The 22832-nt window shown below is 64.5% G+C and carries 18 protein-coding genes and 1 pseudogene; 10 read left to right on the top strand and 9 right to left on the bottom strand.

Annotation, left to right across the window (positions count from 1 at the left end):
* Nucleotides 1–49: 49 nt before the first annotated feature.
* Nucleotides 50–607, top strand: coding sequence for a hypothetical protein (locus tag BN2475_RS14560; RefSeq protein WP_094780210.1), 558 nt, complete (start codon nt 50–52; stop codon nt 605–607).
* Between the two features lie 178 nt (nt 608–785).
* On the opposite strand, the gene BN2475_RS14555 is transcribed toward BN2475_RS14560, so the two are convergent.
* Genes BN2475_RS14555 through BN2475_RS14535 form a run of 5 tightly spaced genes read right to left on the bottom strand, consistent with a single transcriptional unit; the run spans nt 786 to nt 5382 of the window.
* Nucleotides 786–1127: a cytochrome C oxidase subunit IV family protein gene (locus tag BN2475_RS14555; RefSeq protein ID WP_094780209.1), complete on the bottom strand. Its 342-nt coding sequence runs from the start codon at nt 1125–1127 to the stop codon at nt 786–788.
* Between the two features lie 8 nt (nt 1128–1135).
* Nucleotides 1136–1846 (bottom strand): heme-copper oxidase subunit III family protein, encoded by a 711-nt coding sequence (locus BN2475_RS14550; protein WP_094780208.1) that lies wholly within the window; start codon nt 1844–1846, stop codon nt 1136–1138.
* Nucleotides 1843–2469: a cytochrome c oxidase subunit 3 gene (locus tag BN2475_RS14545; RefSeq protein ID WP_094780207.1), complete on the bottom strand. Its 627-nt coding sequence runs from the start codon at nt 2467–2469 to the stop codon at nt 1843–1845. The genes BN2475_RS14550 and BN2475_RS14545 overlap by 4 nt, the downstream gene beginning before the upstream one ends.
* Nucleotides 2466–4220, bottom strand: coding sequence for a cytochrome c oxidase subunit I (gene ctaD / locus BN2475_RS14540; protein WP_094780206.1), 1755 nt, complete (start codon nt 4218–4220; stop codon nt 2466–2468). Before ctaD ends, BN2475_RS14545 begins: the two co-directional genes overlap by 4 nt.
* Nucleotides 4221–4233: 13 nt before the next feature.
* A complete protein-coding gene (locus BN2475_RS14535; RefSeq protein WP_094780205.1) occupies nt 4234–5382 on the bottom strand; it encodes a c-type cytochrome in 1149 nt (382 codons plus the stop codon).
* 282 nt (nt 5383–5664) lie between these two features.
* Between BN2475_RS14535 and BN2475_RS36530 the strand changes: the two are divergent.
* The 4 genes and pseudogenes from BN2475_RS36530 to BN2475_RS14515 all read left to right on the top strand — a co-directional run.
* Nucleotides 5665–5802 (top strand): annotated as a pseudogene (locus tag BN2475_RS36530) (IS6 family transposase); the annotation flags it as partial.
* Between the two features lie 168 nt (nt 5803–5970).
* Nucleotides 5971–6825, top strand: a complete 855-nt coding sequence (locus BN2475_RS14525; RefSeq protein WP_094780204.1) for a MurR/RpiR family transcriptional regulator — start codon at nt 5971–5973, stop codon at nt 6823–6825.
* Between the two features lie 293 nt (nt 6826–7118).
* Nucleotides 7119–8447 carry an aspartate aminotransferase family protein gene (locus BN2475_RS14520; protein WP_094780203.1) on the top strand — a complete coding sequence of 443 codons (1329 nt, stop codon included), beginning with the start codon at nt 7119–7121 and terminating at the stop codon, nt 8445–8447.
* A 36-nt stretch (nt 8448–8483) separates the two neighbouring features.
* The gene (locus BN2475_RS14515) at nt 8484–9038 is read left to right on the top strand and encodes a carboxymuconolactone decarboxylase family protein (protein ID WP_094780238.1); all 555 of its coding nucleotides are present in this window, start codon (nt 8484–8486) and stop codon (nt 9036–9038) included.
* Nucleotides 9039–9271: 233 nt separating this feature from the next.
* Here BN2475_RS14515 and BN2475_RS14510 read toward each other — a convergent pair whose 3' ends face one another.
* A complete protein-coding gene (locus BN2475_RS14510; protein WP_094780237.1) occupies nt 9272–9580 on the bottom strand; it encodes a DUF4148 domain-containing protein in 309 nt (102 codons plus the stop codon).
* Between the two features lie 450 nt (nt 9581–10030).
* On the opposite strand from BN2475_RS14510, the gene BN2475_RS14505 reads away from it, so the two are divergent.
* The 4 genes from BN2475_RS14505 to BN2475_RS14490 all read left to right on the top strand — a co-directional run bounded on the left by BN2475_RS14505 (nt 10031) and on the right by BN2475_RS14490 (nt 13592).
* Nucleotides 10031–10456, top strand: coding sequence for an OsmC family protein (locus tag BN2475_RS14505; protein ID WP_094780202.1), 426 nt, complete (start codon nt 10031–10033; stop codon nt 10454–10456).
* Nucleotides 10457–10623: 167 nt separating this feature from the next.
* Complete coding sequence (locus BN2475_RS14500) at nt 10624–11262, top strand: TetR/AcrR family transcriptional regulator (RefSeq protein ID WP_094780201.1); 639 nt, start codon at nt 10624–10626, stop codon at nt 11260–11262.
* A 43-nt stretch (nt 11263–11305) separates the two neighbouring features.
* Nucleotides 11306–12847, top strand: a complete 1542-nt coding sequence (locus BN2475_RS14495; protein WP_094780200.1) for an MFS transporter — start codon at nt 11306–11308, stop codon at nt 12845–12847.
* 472 nt (nt 12848–13319) lie between these two features.
* Nucleotides 13320–13592, top strand: coding sequence for a YodC family protein (locus tag BN2475_RS14490; RefSeq protein WP_094780199.1), 273 nt, complete (start codon nt 13320–13322; stop codon nt 13590–13592).
* A gap of 219 nt (nt 13593–13811) precedes the next feature.
* Here the strand turns inward: BN2475_RS14490 and BN2475_RS14485 are convergent, their stop codons facing one another.
* On the bottom strand, nt 13812–14123 hold the full coding sequence (locus tag BN2475_RS14485; RefSeq protein WP_094780198.1) for a superinfection immunity protein: 312 nt from the start codon (nt 14121–14123) through the stop codon (nt 13812–13814).
* Between the two features lie 276 nt (nt 14124–14399).
* On the opposite strand from BN2475_RS14485, the gene BN2475_RS14480 reads away from it, so the two are divergent.
* On the top strand, nt 14400–15863 hold the full coding sequence (locus tag BN2475_RS14480) for a M20 family metallopeptidase (protein ID WP_094780197.1): 1464 nt from the start codon (nt 14400–14402) through the stop codon (nt 15861–15863).
* A gap of 118 nt (nt 15864–15981) precedes the next feature.
* Here the strand turns inward: BN2475_RS14480 and pdeR are convergent, their stop codons facing one another.
* Entirely contained in the window at nt 15982–17985 is a 2004-nt protein-coding gene (gene pdeR, locus BN2475_RS14475; protein ID WP_094780196.1) for a cyclic di-GMP phosphodiesterase, read from the bottom strand.
* A gap of 237 nt (nt 17986–18222) precedes the next feature.
* Nucleotides 18223–22824 (bottom strand): DEAD/DEAH box helicase, encoded by a 4602-nt coding sequence (locus tag BN2475_RS14470; protein ID WP_245841313.1) that lies wholly within the window; start codon nt 22822–22824, stop codon nt 18223–18225.
* Nucleotides 22825–22832 lie beyond the last annotated feature (8 nt).

The following is a 22832-nucleotide window of genomic DNA, read 5'->3' as shown; positions in this document are numbered from 1 at the left end:
GGGGCGGCATAGTCTGTGCAACCGCTAGTCAACGATGGAAGGAGGCCACATGTCACTCATCGTCGCAGCACGCTTCACGACATTCCCCGCCGCTGAAGACGCGGCGCAACGGCTCTTCAATGCCGGTTTCGTCGAGGAGGACGTCACACTGTTTTTCGTCAATCCGCCCGGCCAGCACGCACGTTTTCGGCCCGGCGGCGATACCAGCATCGACGCAAACGCGAGGGGGGCGCCGAAGGGTGCCGAGATGGGCATCGCAATTGGCGCAGGGATTGGCGCCGTGATCGGCGTCGGGATCTTCGCGGCGTTTTCGGCGCCGCTTATCGTGTCGCTGATCGCGGCCGGGGTGAGTGCGTATGTCGGTTCATTGGTCGGCGCAATGATGCGCACGAATGAAGCGAGCAACGAAGAAACCCGTGATTCCGGCGTGCTGGTGGCCGTACACGTGTCGCCGGACAGCCAGATGGACGCCGCACGGGTGCTGCGCGATGCGGGAGGCGCGGCGATCGAACGTGCGACCGGCAACTGGCAACAAGGGCGGTGGGCCGACTTCGATCCTCTCAAGCAGCCTGTGCCGCTCACCGAGTTCAGTGAGAAGCACGCCTGACTTGAAGGTGTTTTTCGCTGAGATTTTCAGCGAGCCAGGAAAACGAGCCAGGAAACAATAGCGGCCCGGCGTTTGTCGGGTCGTTCTGTATTCAGAGTTCAGAACGGTGCGTTCCAGGCACACCCCATGCGGATAGATCCATGAACCCTGCTGCTGCGTGAAAGTATGCGGTGGCGGGTCAATGGAAGAAGAGTTCCCGCATGCCGAAGGTGTGATGCGCTTCGGCAGCCATCAGCACCAGCAGCACCAGCAGGCACAGGGGCGGTATCAGGATGGCGTACACCAGCGCCAGCCGCTCCCACATCATGTGCATGAAAATCGACACGATCAGCCCGGCCTTGGCGAACATGAGCACGACGATCAGCGCCCAGCGCAGCAGGCCCTGCACGTGGAAGTAATCGACCATGTACGACATCGTGCTCAGTACGAACAGCAGGCCCCAGATCTTCAGGTAGATGCCGATCGGATGCTGCTGGCCGTGCGCGGCGTCGGGTCGATGGGCGAGATCGGTGTGGTCCATGGTCTGCCTCACCACAAATAGAACAGCGCAAAGATGAACACCCATACCAGGTCGACGAAGTGCCAGTACAAGCCGGCAATCTCCACGATCTGGAAGTTGCCGTGCTCGCTGAACCCCGGCTGCAGGATCTTGCGTGCGACCAGCAGCAGGTAGATCACACCGCAGCTCACGTGAAAGCCGTGGAACCCGGTGATCATGAAGAAGCACGCGCCAAACTGCGCCGCGCCCAGCGGGTTGCCCCAGGGGCGGATACCTTCATGGACGATCAGCTTGGTCCATTCGAAGGCCTGCATCGACACGAAGGTCGCGCCCAGCAGCGCGGTCGCCAGCAGCAGTGCGGCGGCGCGCTTTGCGTTGCGCCGGTAGCCAAAGTTGACAGCCATCGCCATGGTGCCGCTGCTGCTGATCAGGACGAACGTCATGATGGCGATCAGCAGCAAGGGCACATCCACGCCGCCCACAGTGAGCCCGAACACCTTGGAAGGGTCAGGCCACGGCACCGTGGTCGACATGCGCACCGTCATGTAACCGATCAGGAAGCTGCTGAAGATGAAGGTGTCCGACAGCAGGAAGATCCACATCATCGCCTTGCCCCACGGCACCTTGAAGGCCTGGCGGTCGGCCGACCAGTCCGTGACGATGCCGCGCCAGCCGTCAGGCCCGGCGTCGGTGGGGGGCGTGGCGGCAGCGGATTCGGTCGGGAGCGTGGGCGTGGTCATGGCGCGGCTCCATACAGCGGCCCGCAGATGGCGGCGACGACCCCAGGGGTGATCCACCACATCGCCGCCAGCAGCACGAGCCAGACAGCCAGCAGGAAATGCCAGTAGATCGCGCACAGCGCGATGGCGCGCTGGGTTCGGAAGGGGTCCCCGTGCTGCAGACGCGCGATCGTCACCGCCCAGGCCACCAGCCCGCCCAGCACATGCAACCCGTGCAGGCCGGTGAGCAGGTAGAGGAAGCTATTGGAAGGATTGACGGTGACGGTCTGCCCGGTGGCCGACAGCATGCGCCAGACGGTCAGTTGTCCGATCACGAACACGGCCGCCAGCACACCGCTGGACACCAGCCACGCCGCGCGATGCAAGGTGATCTGCCGGGCACGCTGCATGGCAATGCTGGCCAGCACCAACGCGCCGGTGTTCCACCACAGCAGCGCCGGATGCGGGATCGACTGCCAGTCGGGCTCGCGCATGCGCATTGCGTAGGCGAGCAGCAGCAGTGAAAACAATGTCGTTGCCACCGCCATGAAGAGGATCAGGCCGATGCGGCTCGCATTCGGCAAGACAGGAGGTGGCGCGTCAGGAACGAAGGAGCGGCGCAGGGTGGTCCGCAGTGTGGTCATTCGCGTGCCTCGCCGGGTTCAAGCGTCGGGTGGGCCGGTTCAGGCGCCCTCTCAGGCGGCTGGTTTTGCGGCACGAAGTCTTCCTCGTGCCCCGGCGGACTGTATTCGTACGCCCAGCGGTAGACGACGGGCGGCGCGGCGCCCCAGTTGCCGTGCACTGGCGGCGTTTGCGGCGTCTGCCATTCCAGCGTGGTGGCCCGCCACGGGTTGCTGTCGGCATGCTTGCCGCGCACCAGGCTCCACGCCAGGTTGAACAGGAACAGCAACTGCGCCACCGCAACGATCAGCGCAATGACGGTGATGAACGTGTTGAGCGTTTGCGCCGAATGTGGAATGAAGCTGTAGCCCTCATACGCGTAATACCGCCGCGGCATGCCCAGCAGGCCGAGATAGTGCATCGGGAAGTAGATCGCATAGGTGCCGAGGAAGGTGACCCAGAAGTGCACGCGCCCGAGCGTGTCGTTGAGCATGCGTCCCGTCACCTTCGGATACCAGTGGTAGATGCCGCCAAACACCACCAGGATCGGCGACACGCCCATCACCATATGGAAGTGCGCCACCACGAAGTACGTGTTCGACAGCGGAATGTCCACGCTCACGTTGCCGAGGTAGAGCCCGGTCAGCCCACCCAGGACGAAGGTGCTGATGAAGCCGATGGCAAACAGCATCGGCACGGTCAGGTGGATATCGCCGCGCCACAGCGTCAGCACCCAGTTGTAGACTTTGAGGGCGGTCGGGACGGCGATGATGAGCGTGGTGGTGGCAAAGAAGAAGCCGAAGTACGGATTCATGCCGGCGATGAACATGTGGTGCGCCCAGACCACGAAACTCAGCACCCCGATGATGATGATGGCCCACACCATCATCTTGTAGCCGAAGATGTTCTTGCGCGCGTGCGTGCTGATGAGGTCCGACACGATTCCAAAGGCCGGCAGCGCGACGATGTAGACCTCCGGATGCCCGAAGAACCAGAACAGGTGCTGGAACAGCAGCGGGCTGCCGCCGCCATGCTTGAGCGTCTGCCCCATCGATACCACGGCCGGCATGAAGAAGCTGGTGCCGAGTGTCCTGTCGAGCAGCATCATCACCGCCGACACGAACAGCGCCGGAAACGCCAGCAGCGCCAGGATGGTCGCCGCGAAGATGCCCCACACCGTGAGCGGCATGCGCATGAGCGTCATGCCGCGCGTGCGCGCCTGCAGCGTGGTGGTGACGTAATTCAGACCGCCCATCGTTGCCGCGACGATGAAGATCGCCAGCGACACCAGCATCAATATGATGCCCCATTGCGCGCCCGGCGTGCCCGGCAGGATGGCCTGGGGTGGGTACAGCGTCCAGCCCGCGCCGGTCGGCCCGCCTGGCACGAAGAAGCTCGACACCAGTACCAGCACGGCCAGCAGGTAGACCCAGTAGCTCAGCATGTTGAGAAACGGGAACACCATGTCACGCGCGCCCAGCATGAGCGGGATCAGGTAGTTGCCGAAGCCGCCCAGAAACAGCGCCGTCAGCAGGTAGATCACCATGATCATCCCGTGCATGGTGACGAACTGGTAGTAGTGGTTGGCGTCGATGAAACTGAACTTGCCCGGAAAGCCGAGCTGCAACCGCATCAGGTTCGACAACACAAGGCCGACCAGGCCGATGGCGATGGCCGTCAGCGAATACTGCACGGCAATGACCTTGTGGTCCTGGCTCCAGACATAGCGGGTCCAGAAGCTTTGCGCAGCGTGGTCGGTGTGTGCGTAGGGCATTGCGTCTGCTCCGCTAGGGTTGGGCTGCGCTGCTGGCGGCCGGAGCGCCTTGCGCTTCGATGTACGTCACCAGCGCGGTCAGCTCCTGCTCGCTCAGGTCGAAGGTCGGCATGATGGGTGCGAAGCCCTTCACGACGCGGGCCTTAGGATTGCGGATGAAGGCGCGCAGATAGGCTTCGTCCACCTTCGCGGTGCTGCCGTCGGCCATCGTTTCGGTTTTGCCGTACAGGCCCTTCCAGGTGGGGCCCACGCGCGGACTGCCGTCCACGGTATGGCAGGCGAAGCAGCCCTTGGCCTCTGCGAGCGTCTTGCCCTGGTCAGCGAGCGCGTGGGCGCTGCCGCCTGCAGCGGCGGGTGCGGCCTGCACCCTGGCCTGCTGCAGCTGCGCGAACGTGCTCTGCTGCGCCAGCCAGCGCGAGAACGATGCTTCGTCTTCCACCACCACCACGCCGCGCATGTTGGCGTGCCCGATACCGCAAAGCTGCGCGCACAGGATGTCGTAACGCCCCGCCTTGGTCGGCGTGAACCAGAAGGAGGTCACCATGCCGGGCACGATGTTCATGCGCGCACGGAACGGCGGTACGTAGAAGTCGTGCAGCACGTCGCGCGACCGTGTCAGGACCTGGATCGGCCGGTTGAGCGGCAGGTGCACCTCGGGCGTCTCGATCAGGTAGTTGTCACGGCCGTTGGGGTCGCCGGGGTTCAGGCCGAAGGGGTTGTCGTTGCTGATGTAGCGCACGTCCGTCGTGCCCAGCTTGCCGCCGGGGCCGGCAAAGCGGAAGCGCCATTGCCATTGCTGGGCGAACACTTCCATCTGCAGCACGTTGCGCGGCGGCCGTATGTAGTCCGCGTAGACAAACAGCCCCGGTGCCAGCAACGCTGCCACGCCTAGAGAGGTCAGGCCGATCAGCCACCATTCCAGCCGCCTGTTGTGCGGCTCGTAAGTAGCGCGATGACCCTTGCGGTGGCGGTAGCGCACCAGTGCGATCACCATGAACAGGTTGATCGCGATGAAGAGCGCGCCGGTAATGACGAGCGTGATCGTCAGCATGTCGTCCATGCGCACCCAGTTCGAGGCGATCGGCGTGATCCACCAGGGACTGGCAAAGTGAAACCCCACCGCCAATACGATGATCAGGAACAGGGCAATCGCAAGCGACATAGGTCACCTCGCTGCGCGTCACTCGCTGGAGCCGCTAACAAAATGCTCCTGGCGTCGTTGTGCCGCCTTGCCGTACTTCGGTACAGTCTGTCTGCGCCGGCACATCTCTAGCTCAAAGGTAGTCCTCTCCTCTGCATCGTGCAAGGCAGTGCAAGGGGGAAGCGCGCCCCATATACGCATCGTGCGAATGGAGGAATCACTTGCTGCGATGCAATGCAAAACGGCCGCCGCCAGCATGGGTTGCCGAGGCGGCCATCTCCCGATGGGCGCGGGTGTTGCCGCTTCGGTCCAGTCCGGCAGCACTTCGCACTGAAGCGACATCTTCTGCGAGCTTCACTCTATTGCAAACAACTCACGGCCTGGTTCGTCGCATGGCGCGAATTTGCCAACGTCACCCAAACTCCGTCGACTGCTTTCTGAGTCACAGTGGCCTTATGCATCGTCATCGCCGAACTCCCGCAAGTTGACAGCGCCGACGGGACAGATTTCGTTTGCCACTCATCAGCTCCCCGCAAGAACTGTTGATTGCAATGCGCCAGGTGGTAACATTTGTTGTCAATCTTATCGACGGCTCGCCCGGACCATCGCATGCCAGACAGCTTCGACCAGCTCGCCGCCCTGATCCGGGCGCGCTTCTCCGAACTGAGTCCGCAGTACCAGATGGGTGCAGGTTTCCTGCTCGATCATCCCGACGAGGTCGCGGTCTCGTCGATGCGCAAGGTGGCCGAGCGGGCTCAGGTGCAACCCGCTTCGCTGGTGCGCCTGTCGCAGCAACTGGGTTTCCCCGGCTGGAACGAATTGCGCGACCTGTTCGTCGCGCGTGTGCGCACGCGGCCCGAGCCGCTCACGAGCCGGGCGCGCTCGCTGGTCAAATCGAAAGACGCGCTGGCGAACGATCTGCTGGTCGCGCAGCAGCATAATCTCGATGTCAGCGCCGCGCACAACGGTCGCGTGATCGTGGAGGCGGCGCGGCTCTTGCGACGCGCGCCGCACGTGCACGTGGCCGGCTTTCGCTCGTGTTACGCGGTGGCGTTTGGCCTCGTGTATGGCTACCGGCTGTTCAGGCCGTCGGTGTCGTTGCTCAATGGCGAGGCCGGCACGCTCGAAATGCAACTGCGCACGATCGAACGCGACAGCGCGACGATCGTCATCAGCTTCGCGCCGTATTCGGTGGAAGCGGCGCGTGTGGCCGAAGCCGCGCTCGAAAAAGGCAGCAAACTGATCGCCATCACCGACAGCGCGGTCTCGCCGATTGCGCTGAACGCCGACAAGGTGCTGATCTTTTCGCACGAGAGCCCGTCGTTTTTTCCGTCGCTGGTGGCGGCCACCGCGCTTACCGAATCGCTCGTCGCGCATCTGCTCGCGCTCGAAGGCGCGGGCGCGGTCGAACAGCTCGCGATCGCCGAGCAGTCGTTGCACGCCAAGGGCGCCTACGTGCCCTAAATCTTCCCGCCTTGACCGCTCGACGGCCTTGCACAGCGCAAGGCCGCTCCAGATGAATCACTGTCGCATTGTTTGACAACAAATGTTGTTTGGAAGTATAAAGACGTATCGATTGTTGAACGAGTGCGAGCCGTGTCGTGGAAGCAGGCTGTTCGAACCCGGCGGCGCGGGCGTATCGATGAACGTTTACCAGCAGGGGCAATGCGCATTCGACACTTTCATCGCTCGCACCACCTCCGGGCCGGCTGGCTATTGAGCACACCACACTGGCGCAACCACAGGAATTGCACACCATGACCACCGTCTTTCATCGTTCTCCGAAGCAAACGTTGCCGGTCGCAGTCGCTGGCGACGGCATCGAAATCATCGACTCGACCGGCAAGCGTTATATCGACGCGTCCGGCGGCGCGGCCGTCTCGTGTCTTGGGCATAGCAATCAGCGGGTGATCGATGCGATCAAACGCCAGGCGCAACAGTTGCCGTATGCGCACACGTCGTTCTTCACCACCGAGCCGGCCGAGGAACTCGCCGACCGGCTGGTGGCGAGCGCACCGGCGGGGCTCGAACACGTGTACTTCGTGTCCGGCGGTTCGGAAGCGATCGAGGCGGCGCTGAAACTGGCGCGCCAGTATTTCGTCGAGAAGGGCGAACCGCAGCGTCGCCACTTCATCGCGCGGCGCCAGAGCTACCACGGCAACACGTTGGGGGCGCTGGCGATCGGCGGCAATGCATGGCGCCGCGAGCCGTTCCTGCCGATCCTGATCCAGGCGCACCACGTCAGCCCGTGTTACGCGTATCGCGAACAACGCGCCGACGAAACCGAAGAGGCCTTCGCGCAGCGTCTGGCCGATGAGCTCGAGCAGAAGATCCTCGAACTCGGCGCCGACACGGTGGCCGCGTTCGTCGCGGAAACGGTGGTGGGCGCGACCGCGGGGGCGGTGCCGCCGGTACGCGAGTACTTTCGCAAGATTCGCGCGGTGTGCGATCGTTACGGAGTCCTGCTGATTCTCGACGAAATCATGTCGGGCATGGGTCGCACCGGCTTTCTTTACGCCTGCGAGGAAGACGGCGTGGCGCCGGACCTGCTGACCATTGCGAAGGGGCTCGGCGCGGGCTATCAGCCGATCGGCGCGACGCTGGTGAGCGATCGCATCTATCAGACGATCGTCGGCGGCTCGGGCTTCTTTCAGCACGGTCACACGTATATCGGTCACGCCACCGCCTGTGCCGCTGCGCTCGAAGTACAACGCGTAATCGCGGAAGAGGGCTTGCTGCCGAACGTGCTGGCGCGCGGCGAGCAATTGCGTGGCCGGCTGCGCGAGCACTACGCGCAGCATCCGCATATCGGCGACGTGCGTGGCCGGGGGCTGTTCGTCGGTGTCGAGCTGGTGAAGGAGCGCGCGAGCAAGACGCCGTTCGACGCCGGGCTGAAACTGCACGCCGCGATCCGGCGCGAAGCGTTCGTGCGCGGGTTGATGGTGTATCCGATGGGCGGCACGGTCGACGGCAAGATCGGCGATCATGTGCTGCTGGCGCCGCCGTTCATCTGCACTGCGCGCGACATCGACGAAATCGTCAGCCGGCTCGCCGACGCGATCGACGGCGCGTTGGCCGCCATCTGAACCATTCGAGCTCACCGCTTAACCGCGAGAACGATGATGACCGAACGTTTGCCTCATTTCGACACCTCCACCGCCACGCCCGAACAGAAGGCGGTGCTCGACGAGATTCTGTCCGGCCCGCGCGGCAATCTGAACGGGCCGTTTCTCGGCTGGATTCATAGTCCGGAGCTGGCCCAGCAGGCGCAGCGTCTGGGCGCGTTCTGCCGCTATCGGACCGGCTTGCCGCTGCGCTTGTCGGAGCTGGCGATTCTCGTGACCGCGGCGCGCTGGCAGGCGCAGGCGGAGTGGTACATCCACTATCCGATCGCGCTCGAAGCGGGCGTCACCGAAGCGGATGCCGAGACGATCCGCCAGGGACGGCGCCCGGCCTTTGCCGACGCCGACGACGCGCTGATCCACGATTTCGCGAGCGAGCTGTACGACACGAAGCGAGTCTCGGACGCCACCTACGCGAAGGCGGTCGAGCGCTTTGGGCATCAGGTGGTGATCAACCTGGTGGGTCTGCTCGGCTACTACGCGCTGGTCGCGATGACGCTGAACGTGTTCGGCATGCGGGCGGTCGGGCAGGCGAGCTTGCCGTTTGCCGAATAGCGGATCGGACCGCGGCCTGTTTGTGTTCACGGGCGTGTTCTACGACAGCGGGCCTCGACTTTGCCGCGGCGCGATGCACAAAATGTGGCGCGCAACCCTGATGCGCAACGCCCAAAAAGAAGCGCCCCGGTTGCGAACTTCGCAACCGGGGCGCTTCTGACTGCGGCTCTTACACCGCTCTCACACTACCTGCTTTTCAACGACCAGGCCGCCGACCCGCGCGGCTCGACGCCTTACTGGCCGCGATAGGTCGAGAACAAACGCTGTTGCACCGACGACGGCGCGCCGGCCGCCGACGAACCCCCGTTCACGCCACCCACGTCCTGCGACGCCTGCGTCGACGCCACTACGGCCGCGTTGCCTTGTACGGCGGTCTTCGGATACTCGGTGTCGTTCTGGTACACGAGGCCCGCCTTTTGCGCGGCTACGAGTTCGGCGCGCACTTCAGCGCGAGTGACCGGACCGTTTGCCTGCTGGGCGAACGAAACAGCCGGAACGATAAGAGCGGATGCGACGAGCACTGCGGAAATGAGCGATTTCATGATGACCTCCAGTTCGATTGTTGAGAGATCGGTTTTGAATCCCATGTCCCGATCCGTTGAAGTCAGTGTATTTCTTGCGAGGACAGCAATAAAGCGCCTTTCAGAGGAAAGTTTGTTACGATTTTTGATGTAGTGAGGGAAGGGTTTCGTCGCCTCTGCGCGAGGAATCGTCACGGCGACGGCACACGGAAGCGCCTATGATGAAATCCGGTTCACGCCCGCGCCTGCAGCGCCGCGAGACACGCCGCGAAGGAAGCCTCTTGGGGCGTCCAAAGGAAGTCTCCTTGGGGGAGCCTCGAAGAAAGTCCCACTGGGAGACGCCCCGAAGGAAGTCCCTTTGGGGGACTCGCAACTGATGCCCACCCCGCGGAACAACCGGGCAGGACCGCCGCGGCGGGCACCATCTTCAGTCGTGAAGCGCGCGAAGCAGGGCATAAACAGGAGAGAGCGATGAAGCGCAAGGCATCAGCAGTCTGGCAAGGCGGCTTGCAAGACGGCAAAGGCTCGATTTCCACCGACAGCGGCGTCCTCAAGGACACCCAATACTCGTTTTCGACACGCTTCGCGGACGGCATCGGCACGAATCCGGAAGAACTGATCGCGGCGGCGCACGCCGGCTGCTTCTCGATGGCGTTGTCGGCGGAACTGGGCAAGGCCGGCATCACACCCGAACGGATCGGCACCACCGCAACCGTCACGCTCGACAAGGACGGTGGCGGCTTTACGATCAGCGCCGTGCATCTCGACGTGGCGGTGAAGATTCCTGGCGGCGACAAGGCCGCGTTCGAAAAGGCCACCGCGGATGCGAAGGCAGGGTGTCCGGTGTCCAAGGTCCTGAAAGCGACGATCACGATGGACGCAAGACTCGAAACCTGAGCCGGCGCGCCTTTTCCAGCAATCTCCACCTGGCTGAAGCCGGCGACGGGTTCGATTCCCGTCGCCGGCTTTTCACGCATCGACCAGCGTGCACACGATTTGCCGCAGCGCCCGCCATGGAAAACCGGCCTTGATTTATTGAACGATAGGTCATAATATCATCACCTATGAAGCAATCCGGCCATCCGAAGCAATCCGCGAAACAAGCAGGCGACGCGTGCGTGCGCGGCCGGCCGCGCGAGTTCGACACGGACACCGTGCTGACGAGCGCGAGTCAGGTGTTCTGGAACCACGGCTACCACGCCACGTCGATCGACGACCTGTGCAAGGCCACCGGCCTGTTGCGCGGCAGTCTGTACGGTGTATTCGGCGACAAGCACGGCATCATGCTCGCCGCGCTGGATCATTACGCGGAAGGGTCGGTCGCGCGGCTCGCCGAGCGGCTGAATGCGCCGGTGTCGCCGGAAGAGGCGCTGCGCAACGCCTTGCTGCATTACGCGCGGGTTGCGTGTGGGCTGAGCGGCGAGCGTAGCTGCTTCATCACCAACACCACGCTGGAAATGCAGCCGGGCGACGAAGAACTGCGCACCCGCGTCGCGGCGATTCAGCGCCGCATGGCGACGTTGCTGGCGGCGTCGGTGATCCGCGGCCAGACGAGCGGCGCGTTCAATTCGACGCTCGACGAAAAAGCCGTCGGCGATTTCCTGCTGTGCGTGATGCAAGGTCTGCGCGTGCTGGGACGAGTCGCCCACAAGGAAGATGCGCTGAGCGCAATAGTGGACGTCGCCATGCGCGCGCTCGTCTAATTTCTCGTCTAATTTTTTTTGCCGAATTTTTGAACGATCAGTCATGAAAACCGAATCGATCAAGTCCGCTCCGGCGGCATTCGTCGAATCCGCCTGCGCCGCCGCGGGCGTCGCGACCTGCCCTGGCGCGGTGGCTGCCGGCATGGCGCCAGCGAGACAGACCACGCCGCGCTTCGAACGCCAGGGGCTCGCGTTGGCCGTGCTGTTCATCGGCGCCTTCCTCGCGCCGCTCGACTATTTCATCGTCAACCTGGCGCTGCCTTCGATTCACACGGGCCTGAACGCCAGCGACGCGCAATTGCAGCTGGTGGTATCCGCCTACGCGTCCGCGTATGCGGTGCTGTTGATCACCGGCGGCCGGTTGGGCGATCTGTACGGCCGTCGCCGCATGTTCATGACAGGGATGGCGGCATTCGTCGTCGCATCAGCGCTGTGCGGCTTCGCGACCAGTGGCCACATGCTGGTGATCGCGCGGATCGTGCAGGGCATCGCGGCCGCAGTGATGGCGCCGCAGGTGCTCGCGACCATTCGCGCGGTCGTGCCGCTGCAGCAGCAGACGAGAGTGATGAGCCTGTACGGCTTCATGTTCGGGCTGTCGTCGATCGTCGGCCAATTGGGCGGCGGCGCGCTGATCACTTATCACCCGTTCGGGCTCGACTGGCGCGTGATCTTCCTGATCAACATTCCGATCGGCATCGCGGCGTTTATCGGCACGTGGAAATTCGTGCCGGAGAGTCAACCGGCCACGCGCGCCGGCATCGATTTGAAGGGCGTGGCGCTGCTGTCCACGGTGCTGCTGCTGCTCATCTACCCGATGACGCATGGCCGTGAAGCTGGCTGGCCGGCGTGGACCTTCGCGATGTTCGCGCTGGCGATTCCCGCGTTCGCACTGTTCGTCGCCACCGAGCGACGCGTCGAACGCGGCGGCGGGCATCCGCTGGTGGACCTGCAACTGTTCCGCAATCGGGCCTTCGCGCTGGGTCTCGTGCTTGCATTTCTGTTTTATTGCAATAGCGCGTTTTTCCTGACCTACGGGGTCTTCCTGCAGACCGGCCTGCATTGGACACCGCTCGCGTCGGGCATGGCGATCATGCCGTTCGCGCTCGGCTTCGTGGTTGGGCCGCTGACTTCCCCGGCGGTGGTCAAGCGCATTGGCGGCCACGTGTTGACGCTCGGCTTTTCAATGATGACGGTCGGCTTCACGCTAACCGGCTGGTCCGCCACCCAGTCTGCCACGCCGGATCTGCTGTTCTACGGCGGGCTGGTGTGCGCGGGTGTGGGTCACGGCCTGCTGCTGCCGTCGATCATGCGCATCGTGCTGCTCGAGGTCGTGCCGGAGAAAGCGGGACTTGCGTCGGGCGTGGTGTCGTCGACGCTGCAGATCGGTTCCGCGTTCGGCACGGCGGCGATCAGTGGCGCGTTTTTCGGCGCGATCGGCGGCAGCGCCGCGCCGGCTGTGTACGCGTACGCGTTTCAGTTGAGCCTCGCCATCAACGCGCTATTGATGTTCGTATGCATCGGTTTGAGCGTGCTGCTGGTGCGGCATCAGCAACAGGTGCAACGCCGGATTGCGCAGCCGGTTTGAAAATCCCGCTTCGGTAATCGTTTTCGATGACTGTTTTGCCGGCATTATTATCGACGTTAAACAAAAGCGTAATTGTGGCTCGTCCCATTTACCGGTGAGTTAGTCGTTCACAGGTAATTCGAGTTTTCCGGCGGTCCGGAATAACCCTGTGGCATTGCGTTTTGCATTTAATATGAAGAAAGCCCCGGGCATTTTCTACTGACCGGCAGACCGCGCCAGGTAAGTGTTGCGATCGTGCGGTGCCGCACGGACAGCGGGTCGGCGGCCATCTTGAGGGATTTTCCTGGTTTCCACTGACGCAAGACGGTAGGAAAAGGCATTCCGGCGGCGATGAAAACGGTATCAATAAAAAGCACTTGCCGTGATTAAATTCAATTGTTAATCTTCGTGAACTTTAGAGGCTTCCCTCAGTAGGTCTAAGTCGAAAAACCGGCGCAGTGACTTAAATAACGCTCAACGTAGGGGATTGAATATGCTGACCGCTACCATTGACGCAATCCAGACATCGCCTGTCGCTCGCTTCAACGTCGGGGACGTCGTTGCATTGAAGGAAGGGGGGGCGCGCATGACCGTGACATACGCGGGTGCGGTCGCACTCAACCTTGGTGATTGGCTGGTTTGCGAGTGGTTTGATGAATACGGCGAACTGCGCCGTGATATGTTTGCACCCGCCAGCGTACGTGCCGAGCCGCGCTCCATCCCGGCTGGCTCCGTGCAATGGCACCGGGTTGGACGGGCCGCCTGAGTCCCGCCTGAGTCAATCATGGTGAATGAATGCGCATTGCCCTGAACAACCGGCCGTGATCCGGCCGGTTGTTCAGGTTTCGATTCAATTCCGGCATTGACTATGGTTCTGACGCGTCAGCGTCGTCGCTTCCTTGTCGTTCGACTGTCCGTCCGCTGCCGCCGCCCGGTTTGCCGACCGGCCCGGTTCACACTCACCTTGCGCTGATTCCACACTGACTCAATTCTCCGGCCGATCCCGCGCGGACGCGCGTCGCTGCACGCGCAGCAACAGCGCGGACGAAAACGCCCGCATCCGCACGAGTTTGCGTGACTCTTCCACCTCACCCGCGAGGTCCTTCGGCGGATTCGGCTGCAACGACCAGTAGAGCGCGAGCAGCCAGCCCAACACGGTCCAGCCGAGGCACGCATTGAAGAGCGCCAGCGTCAGCACGTCATGGCGTTTGCGCCGATCCGCGAGAATCGCCGGCAGAAAATACAGCGCCAGCGCGAATATCGCCGCGATAAGCTGAACGACAACGTTGCGGCTCATGAAACTGCTCCCGATACGCGACGTATGCGTTGATTGTCGCGCGAATGCCCAGTCCTTGCAGCTTCGATGCTGAGCGCGTTGGCGGTCGCTCGTGCATCGCTTCGGGCTTGCCGGCACGTTGCCCGCTCGTTGCTGGCTAAACGCCAAACCATTGGGACGCAACACGCCGGCGCCGCGCCTCTGCAGCGGTCCGGATATGCGTCGAGGGGTTCAGCCGATCCCGCATCAGGACTATCATGGCCATTTCGACAGAACCGAACCGCCAGGACCGCCACCATGATCTCCGACGATACGACCCAGCACGCCCACCGCGTCAACCCGGACACGCTACGTGAATTCGTGGACCGCAAGTGGAACGATGAGATCGTGCGCGCGTTGACGGACTACATCGCGGTGCCGGCCAAGAGTCCGGCGTTCGATCCCGATTGGGTGAAGCACGGCTATCTGGAGCGCGTGATCACCGACGCGGCGCAATGGGCCGGGCAGCAGCCGGTGCGCGGCCTGAAACTCGAAGTGGTCCGCCTGCCGGGCCGCACGCCGGTGATCTTCTTCGAAGCGGCCGCGACCCGTTCGGGCAGCGAAGAAACCATCGTGCTGTATGGCCACCTCGACAAGCAGCCCGAGTTCGACGGCTGGCGCAAGGACCTCGGCCCGTGGACGCCGAAGCTCGAGGACGACAAGCTGTATGGCCGCGGCGGCGCCGACGACGGCTATGCGATCTACGCAAGCCTCACGGCGCTCGCCGCGCTCGACGCGCAAGGCGTCGAGCGTCCACGTTGCGTCGGCCTGATCGAAACCTGCGAGGAATCGGGCAGCTACGATCTGCTGCCGTACGTCGACGTGCTGCGCGAACGGCTCGGCAAGGTCGGTCTCGTCGTGTGTCTCGATTCCGGCGCGGGCAATTACGATCAACTGTGGCTGACCACGTCGCTGCGTGGACTCGTCGCCGGCAACCTCGAAGTGCAGGTGCTCGACGAAGGCATTCACTCGGGCGGTTACGGCGGTATCGCGCCGTCGAGCTTCCGCATCATGCGGCAACTGTTCGACCGGCTGGAGGACGCCGCCAACGGCACGCTGTTGCCGAAGGGTTTCCACAGCTCGATCCCTGCGGAGCGTCTGCGCGAAGCGGCAGCGACCGCGCAGATTCTCGGCGACGATGTATGGAAGAAATTGCCGTGGGCGTGCGGCCAGGACGGCCGCCAGGTGCTGCCCACCACGACCGATCCGCAAGAGGCGTTGCTCAACTCGACGTGGCGTCCGTCGCTGTCGGTGACCGGCGCGGCCGGTCTGCCCGCGCTCGCCGATGCCGGCAACGTGCTGCGCCCGCGTACCGCGTTCAAACTGTCGCTGCGACTGCCGCCGCTGATCGAAGCGGACAAGGCCGTCGCCGAATTGAAGGCGCTGCTCGAATTCGATCCGCCGTACAACGCGAAGGTGACGTTCAAGCCGGACGCCGGCGCGGCGAGCGGCTGGAACGCGCCCGATCTCGCGCCGTGGCTCGCCACCGCGCTCAACGACGCATCGCGCAAGCACTATGGCGCGGACGTCGCGTACATCGGCCAGGGCGGCACCATCCCGTTGATGAACGTGCTGAAGGCGGGCTTTCCGCAATCGCAGTTCATGGTGTGCGGGGTGCTCGGGCCGAAGTCGAACGCGCACGGACCGAATGAATTCCTGCACATCCCCTACGGCAAGAAGCTCACGGCCGCGGTAGCCGAGGTGATCGCCGCCGCGCCTTGAGCGTTACCGCGCGCTGGTTCGCGCGTTTGCCGCCGCGTTTGCCGCATTTGCAATAGCGAACGGCGCAGGGCCGCGGTCTGGATGATCTGCGTCGCGCGCCGGGCGAGGCGCGCGATGCTCAGGCGATCAGCCTGAGCTTGCGCCGAACCTGCAACCAGCGTTCGAATTCGGGCGCGGGCATCGCCTGGCCATACAGGAAGCCCTGCACGTAATCGACGCCCAGCCCCTTCATGAACGCTTCCTCCGATTCCGTTTCGATGCCTTCGGCCACCACCTGGAAATCGAGCTCCTGCGCGACCGCCACCATCGAGCGCACCAGCGCCTGCGCCTTGATGTCGGCGTTGATCGAGCGCACGAAGCTGCGGTCGAGCTTGATCACGTCGAGCGGAATGCGGCCAAGTTGCGACAGCGACGAGTAGCCGGTGCCGAAGTCGTCCAGATGCACCTGGGCGCCGAGCCGGCGGAACTGCTTGATCAGATCGATCGCGGCTGCTTCGTCTTCGATCAGACAGCTTTCGGTGAGTTCGAGGTCGATCAGGCAGGGATCGAGGTTGGCATGCTGCAGCGCTTCGGCGAAATGCCGGACCACGGCGGTGTCGGCCAGTTGCCGCGCCGACACATTGATCGCGATGCGCAGGTTGTAGCCCGCTGCTTTCCAGCGGGCCGCCTGGGTCGCGGCCGTTTCCATCACCCAGCGCCCGAGCACGCCGATCAGCCCGGATTCTTCGGCATAACGGATGAATTCCACCGGCATGATCTGCCCGCGCTCCGGCGAATTCCAGCGCACCAGCGCCTCCGCGCCCTGCACGACGCCAGTGGCGAGCGACAGCTTGGGCTGGTAGTGCAGCGTGAACTGACCTTCTTCGAGCCCACGCCGCAGATTGGTGTCGAGCCACATGTACTCGGCGACCCGGCGGTTCATGTCGGGCGAGAACACACGGTGGGTGCGCTTGCCTTCGTCCTTGGCGACGTACATGGCCGTATCGGCTGAACGGATCAGCGATTCGACGGTGTCGCCGTGTTCGGGATAGCGAGCGATGCCGATCGAGCAGCCGGTATAGACCTCCACGAGCCCGACGGCGAACGGCGCGCGCATGCGCTCCAGAATGCGTTGCGCGGTAGCTTCGAGTTGGTGCGCGGTGCCTTTCGCCGCGAGCACGATGAACTCGTCGCCGCCCAGCCGCGCGGCCGCGTCGCCTTCGTTCAGGCAGGTGCTGATGGCCGCCGAGACATCGCAGATGAGATGGTCGCCGAACACGTGGCCATAGTGATCGTTGACCTTCTTGAAGTTGTCGAGATCGAGAAACAGCACGCCGACCGCTTCGCCAGCGGCGGCTTCGTCGATTGCCTTGCGAATCTTGTGCTGGATCGCGTCGCGATTGGCGAAACCGGTGAGTGAATCGGTGTTGGCCAGCTCGGTGAGCCGTTCCTGCGCGAGTCGCAGTTCGGTGATGTCCGTGCCCGAGCAGATCAGGAACTGCTCTTCGACGCCGCTGCCGCTCTGAATGAACTTATTGCGAAACAGAAAGAGCCGTTCGCCATGCACCGTCCTGATGCGCCGTTCGACCTCATACGACACGCCGCGACTGAAGAGGCCCGCGATGTCCTGGCTGGCAGCCGCGCCGTCTTCAGAGCACATGAGGAGCGCCCACACCTCGTGGCCGATGATGTCCTCTTCGTTGACGCCGATAAGCTCTTCCGCGAGCCGGTTGAAGCGCTGTATGCGGCCGTGCCGATCGATAATGACGACCATCGAATTGACTTCGGAGACGACCCGCTCGGCAAACGACAGGCTCAGCACGAGATCGCGGGCCACCGACTCCGTATCGTCATAAGCCGACGCGGTGCCGGCCCAGGTGTCGCTGTTGAGCTTCTTGCCGACCAGATGCAGACGCAGCGGTTCGCCGCACAACCGGACATCGACGACCACGCGTGAGGTCACGCCAGCCAGGCAGCGGACTTGCGCGGCTTGTCGAGGATCCAGCGCAATGGCGCCATTGGCGGGCACATAGCCGGTAACGGGCGAGAGTTCGAGTGTGTTGTTATTGGCCGACAGACGCCAGCTTGGACTGCTTGTGCCGAACTGGGCATAAAGCACCTGGTCGCGTTGGTCTTCGTTCATGAGGTTCCCGGGCGGTGTATGCCAGCAGTTCCGTCAAGGCGGTGAGCGGCAGACTGCCTTCATCATACTTAAGACCGCGCCATTGTAGCGAAGCGATCGCATCCCGACCTATAAACCTTAACGGTTATTAACGGTTGGCTGTGCGCGAGCGTGAGGGGCTGCCTCAGCGCCGCGCGGCGGCACCACAGAAGGGCGCGGTGCGCGGCGATGCGCGCCGCATAGCTGGCCGATGAAAATCTAGAATCTGCGCGCAAGCAGTGCGCGCGCCCGCTCGCGTTCGACGGGATTGCCTTCCACCGACGCATCGAAGCAGAATTTCCCGGCGACGAGCGTGGCGACCACCACGCCGTCGCGGTACAGAAGCCGGTTGCCGGCCACCGCCGGTACCCGTTCACCGACCAGCAACGTGCCCGCGAGATTCAACGGATCGGTGCCGGCGACGCATACCAGCGCATTCTCGTTCGCCTGTCGCCGGACTTCCCGCAGCACGGGAATCGCCTCGGGCAACGCAAACTGTTCGCCGGCGAGGCCATTCACGAAGCGCCCGCCACGAATCACGCCGCGCGCTTCGAGCCGTTGCAGGATGCGCAGCAGATCGCGCCACGGCGGCAGCCAATCCGCTTCGCGTTCGAGCAGACGCCAGAACACCACGCCATAGCGGCGCAGCAAGGCCATCGCGACGTGCTCGAGCATGTCCGGCGGCAACGCTCGACGGCGCTCCGGCGCAGGCTCCGTCTGCCCGTCGACCGGTTGGCGGCTCACGAGTGCCCAGCGTCCCGCGTCATCCATCCCGCCGATCAGCGCGCCCGCTCGTGCGCGCCGGCTACTGGAAAAGGCGTTGCGTTTGGCGACCGGCTTGAGCAAGGCGCGCAGACCCGCGAAGCTGTCGGAGTTCGCGAGGCCGGCGGCGACCAGCTCGCCCAGCGCATTCTCCAGCTCCATGCGCAATACGCGGACCTCGGTGAGCAGCTCGTCGAAGAACATCGCGCCGTGTTGCGACAGCGTGTCGTACACGCTTTGTGCGAGCGCCGACAATTCCAGTGGCCTCGACGGATCGAGCAAGGCGCGCCACGTGCGGACCTGGGCGCGCGGCAGCAGCACGATCGGCGTGCTGCGGATCGGTCCCGCGGTGCCGCGAGCGCGCTCCGTCAACCGGGTCCAGACGATCTTGCCGGCGCGGCATAGCTCGTCGAGGGAACTGGTCGAGTAGGCTCGCACGCGCGCCGGCAGGATGTCGTCCTCCCACGCGCCGGCCGCGGCCTGAAAGCCTTCGAGCTGGTCGAGCGCCGCGGCCAGCGCGTCGCGGCCTTCGCTGCGCGTGGCCGGCGTCAGATGCTGCCACTCGAACAGGAAGCGCATGAAGTCGTGCCGCTCCACCGGTTCGATTTCGCGGCGCAAGCGCTTCACCGTGTAGCGATGAATCCGCGCGAGCAGGTGACGCTCGCACCATTCTTCTTCGGTGGCTTGCGGTGTGAAGCGGCCACGCATCACATAGCCTTGCGCTTCGAGACGGATGAGCGACTGCTCGACTGAGGCCGCCGGCAGCCGCAGCGGCAGTGCAATCGCGCTGACCGGCAGCGGGCCGAAGCCGGTCAGGCGTGCGCGCAGCACGTCGAGCAGCGCGTCGTCGGCGTGCCAGCTGTCGGTGTAGCCTTTTGGCGCAACGAGCGGCGGTGCATAGCGGGCGTGCGACATCTCGGGGTAGAGCGCCTGGAAGCAGGTGAGGCGCTCGGCCGGCAGCCACACGGCAGCATCGTCGGCCAGGCGCAGCAGGGTTGCGCGGCCGGCATTGGCCAGCGACGCGAGCCACGCCGGCCAGCCCTCCTGAGCGCGCGCCTCGGCTTCGGTGATGCAGGCGAGCCCCGTCAGTGCTTCGTGCATCTCGTCGGCGTTGCGTGCCTGGGGCCACGCTTCGTCGCGCACGCTGTCGATCGCAGCGGCATCGAGCGCGCCGAGGTCGTCGGCGCTGGCCGGATCGGTCCAGCGGCGGTTCAGCACGGCCTGCGTGCGGCGCTCCTCGAGCGGCGCGTCGTCGAGATACGCGTACGGCTTCGCGGTGAGGATTTCGGCCGCGAGCGGCGACGGCGCCGGCAGATCGCGTGCGACCAGCCGCACCTCGCCCTGTTCGATGCGACGCAGCAGCGCGAGCCACCGTTCGCTGTCCATCGCATCGTGGAGGCAGTCGTCGATGGTTTGGTCAACTAACGGATGATGCGGCACTTCGCGTTCGCCGACCACGTTCTCCAGACACGCGGCCTGCTCGGGAAACACACTGGCGAGCAGGTCTTCGCTGCGCATGCGCTGCAGTTGCGGTGCGGTCTTGCGCCCGCCGGTGTAGCGCGGCAGGCCGAGCGCGACAGTCGCGTTCCAGCGCCAGCGCACGCCGAAAAGCGGTGCGTCGAGCAGGGCCTGGATCAGCAGGTGCTCGGCGCTGTTTGAACGCAGATAGCGCCACACTTCGTCGAGCACGAACGAGTGGCTGCTGGTCAGCGACAGCACGATCGCGTCCTCGGTGGCGGCGGCTTGCAGTTCGAAATTGAACGAGCGGCAGAAGCGCTTGCGCAGCGCGAGGCCCCACGCGCGGTTGACGCGGCTGCCGAATGGCGAGTGGATGACGAGTTGCATGCCGCCGGATTCATCGAAGAAGCGCTCCATCACCAGCGTGTTCTGGGTGGGCAGCACGCCGAGCGCCGCGCGTGCGCGCGCCAGATAGTCGACGATCTGGCGCGCGGCGGCTTCGTCGAGTTCGAGGTTCTCGACCAGCCAGTCGATCGCGTGCTCGAGGCGGGCGGCTTCGCTTGCCGGTTTGCCTGCCGCTTCGCCCGCCGGTTTGCCTGCCGGTTTGCCTGCCGCTTCGCCCGCCACTTCGCCCGCCGCTTCGCCTGCGCTTGCGGCCGTTGCCGCATCCGTGCTCTGCGGCGTCTGCCGCTCGTCGAGCAGTTGCGCGATCCGTTCGCGCAGCCGCGCCACTCCGAACGACAGTTCATCGCTGCGCCCCGGCGCCTCGCCGAGCCAGAATGGAATATTCGGCGGCTGCCCCTGCGCGTCCTCGACCCGCACGCGGCCGCTCTCGATGCGCAGAATCCGGTACGACGCATTGCCGAGCTGAAACACGTCGCCGGCCAGACTCTCGACCGCGAAGTCTTCGTTGACGGTGCCGATGTTGATCGCCTGCGGTTCGAGCACCACCGCGTAGTCCGCGTTCTCGGGAATCGTGCCGCCCGACGTCACGGCGACCAGCTTGCCGCCGCGCCGGCCGCGCAGCGTGCCGCTCACCGCGTCGCGATGCACGTAGGCGGCGCGCGGACCGTGGCGGCTCGTGTAGCCTTCGGCGAGCATGCGCAGCACCGCGTCGTACTGTTCGCGCAGCAGTTCCGCGTAGGGCGCGGCGCGCCGCAGCATCGCGAACAGCGCGTCCTCGCTCCATTGCGCGCTCGACACTTCCGCGACGATCTGTTGCGCGAGCACATCGAGCGGCGCGCGTGGGATGCGCAGCGCGTCGAGTTCGCCGCGGCGCACGCAATCGAGCAGCGCCGCGCATTCGATCAGATCGTCGCGCGAGGTCGGAAAGAGCCGCCCTTTGGGCATGCCGCCGACATGATGGCCCGAGCGTCCGACGCGTTGCAGGAACGGCGCGATCGCACGCGGCGAACCCATCTGGCAGACCAGATCGACATCGCCGATATCGATGCCGAGTTCGAGCGATGCGGTGGCGATCAGCACGCGCAGTTCGCCGCGTTTGAGGCGCTGTTCGGCGTCGAAACGATGCTCTTTCGCGAGGCTGCCGTGATGCGCGGCGACCGCCTCCTTGCCGAGCCGTTCGGTCAGATGACGCGCGGCGCGTTCGGCCATGCGCCGCGTGTTGACGAAAATCAGCGTGGTGCGATGCATCGCGATCAGTTCGGCGAGGCGGTCATATACGCGTTCCCACACCTCGTTGGGCATCACCGCTTCGAGCGGCACGGGCGGGATCTCGAGCGCGAGATCGCGTGCACGCACGTGACCCACGTCGATGATCGCGCAGTCGGCAGGGATGTCGCTATCGATGCTCGCGCCACCGACCAGAAAGCGCGCCACCGCGCTCACCGGCTTTTGCGTGGCCGACAGCCCGATGCGCGGCAGACGCCGCTGACACAGCGCGTCGAGACGTTCGAGGCTGAGCGCGAGATGGCTGCCGCGCTTGCTGCCCGCCAGCGCATGAATCTCGTCGACGATCACCGTGCGCACAGTCGCCAGCATGCGGCGGCCCGAGTCCGAGCCGAGCAGCACGTAGAGCGACTCCGGCGTGGTCACGAGAATATGCGGTGCGCGCTTCTTCAGCGCGTTGCGTTCCTGCTGCGTGGTGTCGCCCGTGCGCACTGCCGTGCGGATCTCGAGCGGCGGCAACCCGCGTGCGTCGAGTTCCGCGGCGATGCCTTGCAGCGGCATCTGCAGGTTCAGGCGGATGTCGTTGGACAGCGCCTTCAGTGGCGACACGTACACCACCAGCGTTTCGTCGGGCAAGGCGCCGCCGTTGGCGAGACCTTGCTGGACCAGATCGTCGAGTGCGGAGAGGAACGCGGTGAGCGTCTTGCCCGAGCCCGTCGGCGCGGCGACCAGCGTCGAGCGGCCACGACGGATCTGCGGCCAGGCGGCGGTTTGCGCGTCGGTCGGCGCGAGGAAGGTATTCAGGAACCAGCCGGCGACCGCCGGATGGAAGCCCTCCAGCGCGTGCCGCGTCGACGGAGCCAGAGCGAGGCCCGGCGCGGTGTGCGAAGCCGCCGGACGGGAAGCCGCGTCCGCAGCGGCGGTGATCGGGGCCGAAGTCATGCTGGCGTAGGTGGGGACGTTGCGTGCCATATCCGGAG

This window comes from Paraburkholderia ribeironis (assembly GCF_900019265.1).
Taxonomy (GTDB): Bacteria; Pseudomonadota; Gammaproteobacteria; order Burkholderiales; family Burkholderiaceae; genus Paraburkholderia; species Paraburkholderia ribeironis.
This window is presented reverse-complemented; position numbering and strand designations above follow the sequence as displayed.

Excerpts from the sequence above, each read along its gene's own strand:
- BN2475_RS14470 (WP_245841313.1), bottom strand. The coding sequence starts at position 22,824 with ATGGCACGCAACGTCCCCACCTACGCCAGCATGACTTCGGCCCCGATC.
- BN2475_RS14555 (WP_094780209.1), bottom strand. The coding sequence starts at position 1,127 with ATGGACCACACCGATCTCGCCCATCGACCCGACGCCGCGCACGGCCAG.
- BN2475_RS14535 (WP_094780205.1), bottom strand. The coding sequence starts at position 5,382 with ATGTCGCTTGCGATTGCCCTGTTCCTGATCATCGTATTGGCGGTGGGG.
- BN2475_RS14480 (WP_094780197.1), top strand. The coding sequence starts at position 14,400 with ATGATCTCCGACGATACGACCCAGCACGCCCACCGCGTCAACCCGGAC.
- BN2475_RS14490 (WP_094780199.1), top strand. The coding sequence starts at position 13,320 with ATGCTGACCGCTACCATTGACGCAATCCAGACATCGCCTGTCGCTCGC.
- BN2475_RS14520 (WP_094780203.1), top strand. The coding sequence starts at position 7,119 with ATGACCACCGTCTTTCATCGTTCTCCGAAGCAAACGTTGCCGGTCGCA.
- BN2475_RS14505 (WP_094780202.1), top strand. The coding sequence starts at position 10,031 with ATGAAGCGCAAGGCATCAGCAGTCTGGCAAGGCGGCTTGCAAGACGGC.
- ctaD (WP_094780206.1), bottom strand. The coding sequence starts at position 4,220 with ATGCCCTACGCACACACCGACCACGCTGCGCAAAGCTTCTGGACCCGC.
- BN2475_RS14495 (WP_094780200.1), top strand. The coding sequence starts at position 11,306 with ATGAAAACCGAATCGATCAAGTCCGCTCCGGCGGCATTCGTCGAATCC.
- BN2475_RS14510 (WP_094780237.1), bottom strand. The coding sequence starts at position 9,580 with ATGAAATCGCTCATTTCCGCAGTGCTCGTCGCATCCGCTCTTATCGTT.
- BN2475_RS14525 (WP_094780204.1), top strand. The coding sequence starts at position 5,971 with ATGCCAGACAGCTTCGACCAGCTCGCCGCCCTGATCCGGGCGCGCTTC.
- BN2475_RS14485 (WP_094780198.1), bottom strand. The coding sequence starts at position 14,123 with ATGAGCCGCAACGTTGTCGTTCAGCTTATCGCGGCGATATTCGCGCTG.
- BN2475_RS14545 (WP_094780207.1), bottom strand. The coding sequence starts at position 2,469 with ATGACCACACTGCGGACCACCCTGCGCCGCTCCTTCGTTCCTGACGCG.
- BN2475_RS14550 (WP_094780208.1), bottom strand. The coding sequence starts at position 1,846 with ATGACCACGCCCACGCTCCCGACCGAATCCGCTGCCGCCACGCCCCCC.
- BN2475_RS14560 (WP_094780210.1), top strand. The coding sequence starts at position 50 with ATGTCACTCATCGTCGCAGCACGCTTCACGACATTCCCCGCCGCTGAA.
- BN2475_RS14515 (WP_094780238.1), top strand. The coding sequence starts at position 8,484 with ATGACCGAACGTTTGCCTCATTTCGACACCTCCACCGCCACGCCCGAA.
- pdeR (WP_094780196.1), bottom strand. The coding sequence starts at position 17,985 with ATGAACGAAGACCAACGCGACCAGGTGCTTTATGCCCAGTTCGGCACA.
- BN2475_RS14500 (WP_094780201.1), top strand. The coding sequence starts at position 10,624 with ATGAAGCAATCCGGCCATCCGAAGCAATCCGCGAAACAAGCAGGCGAC.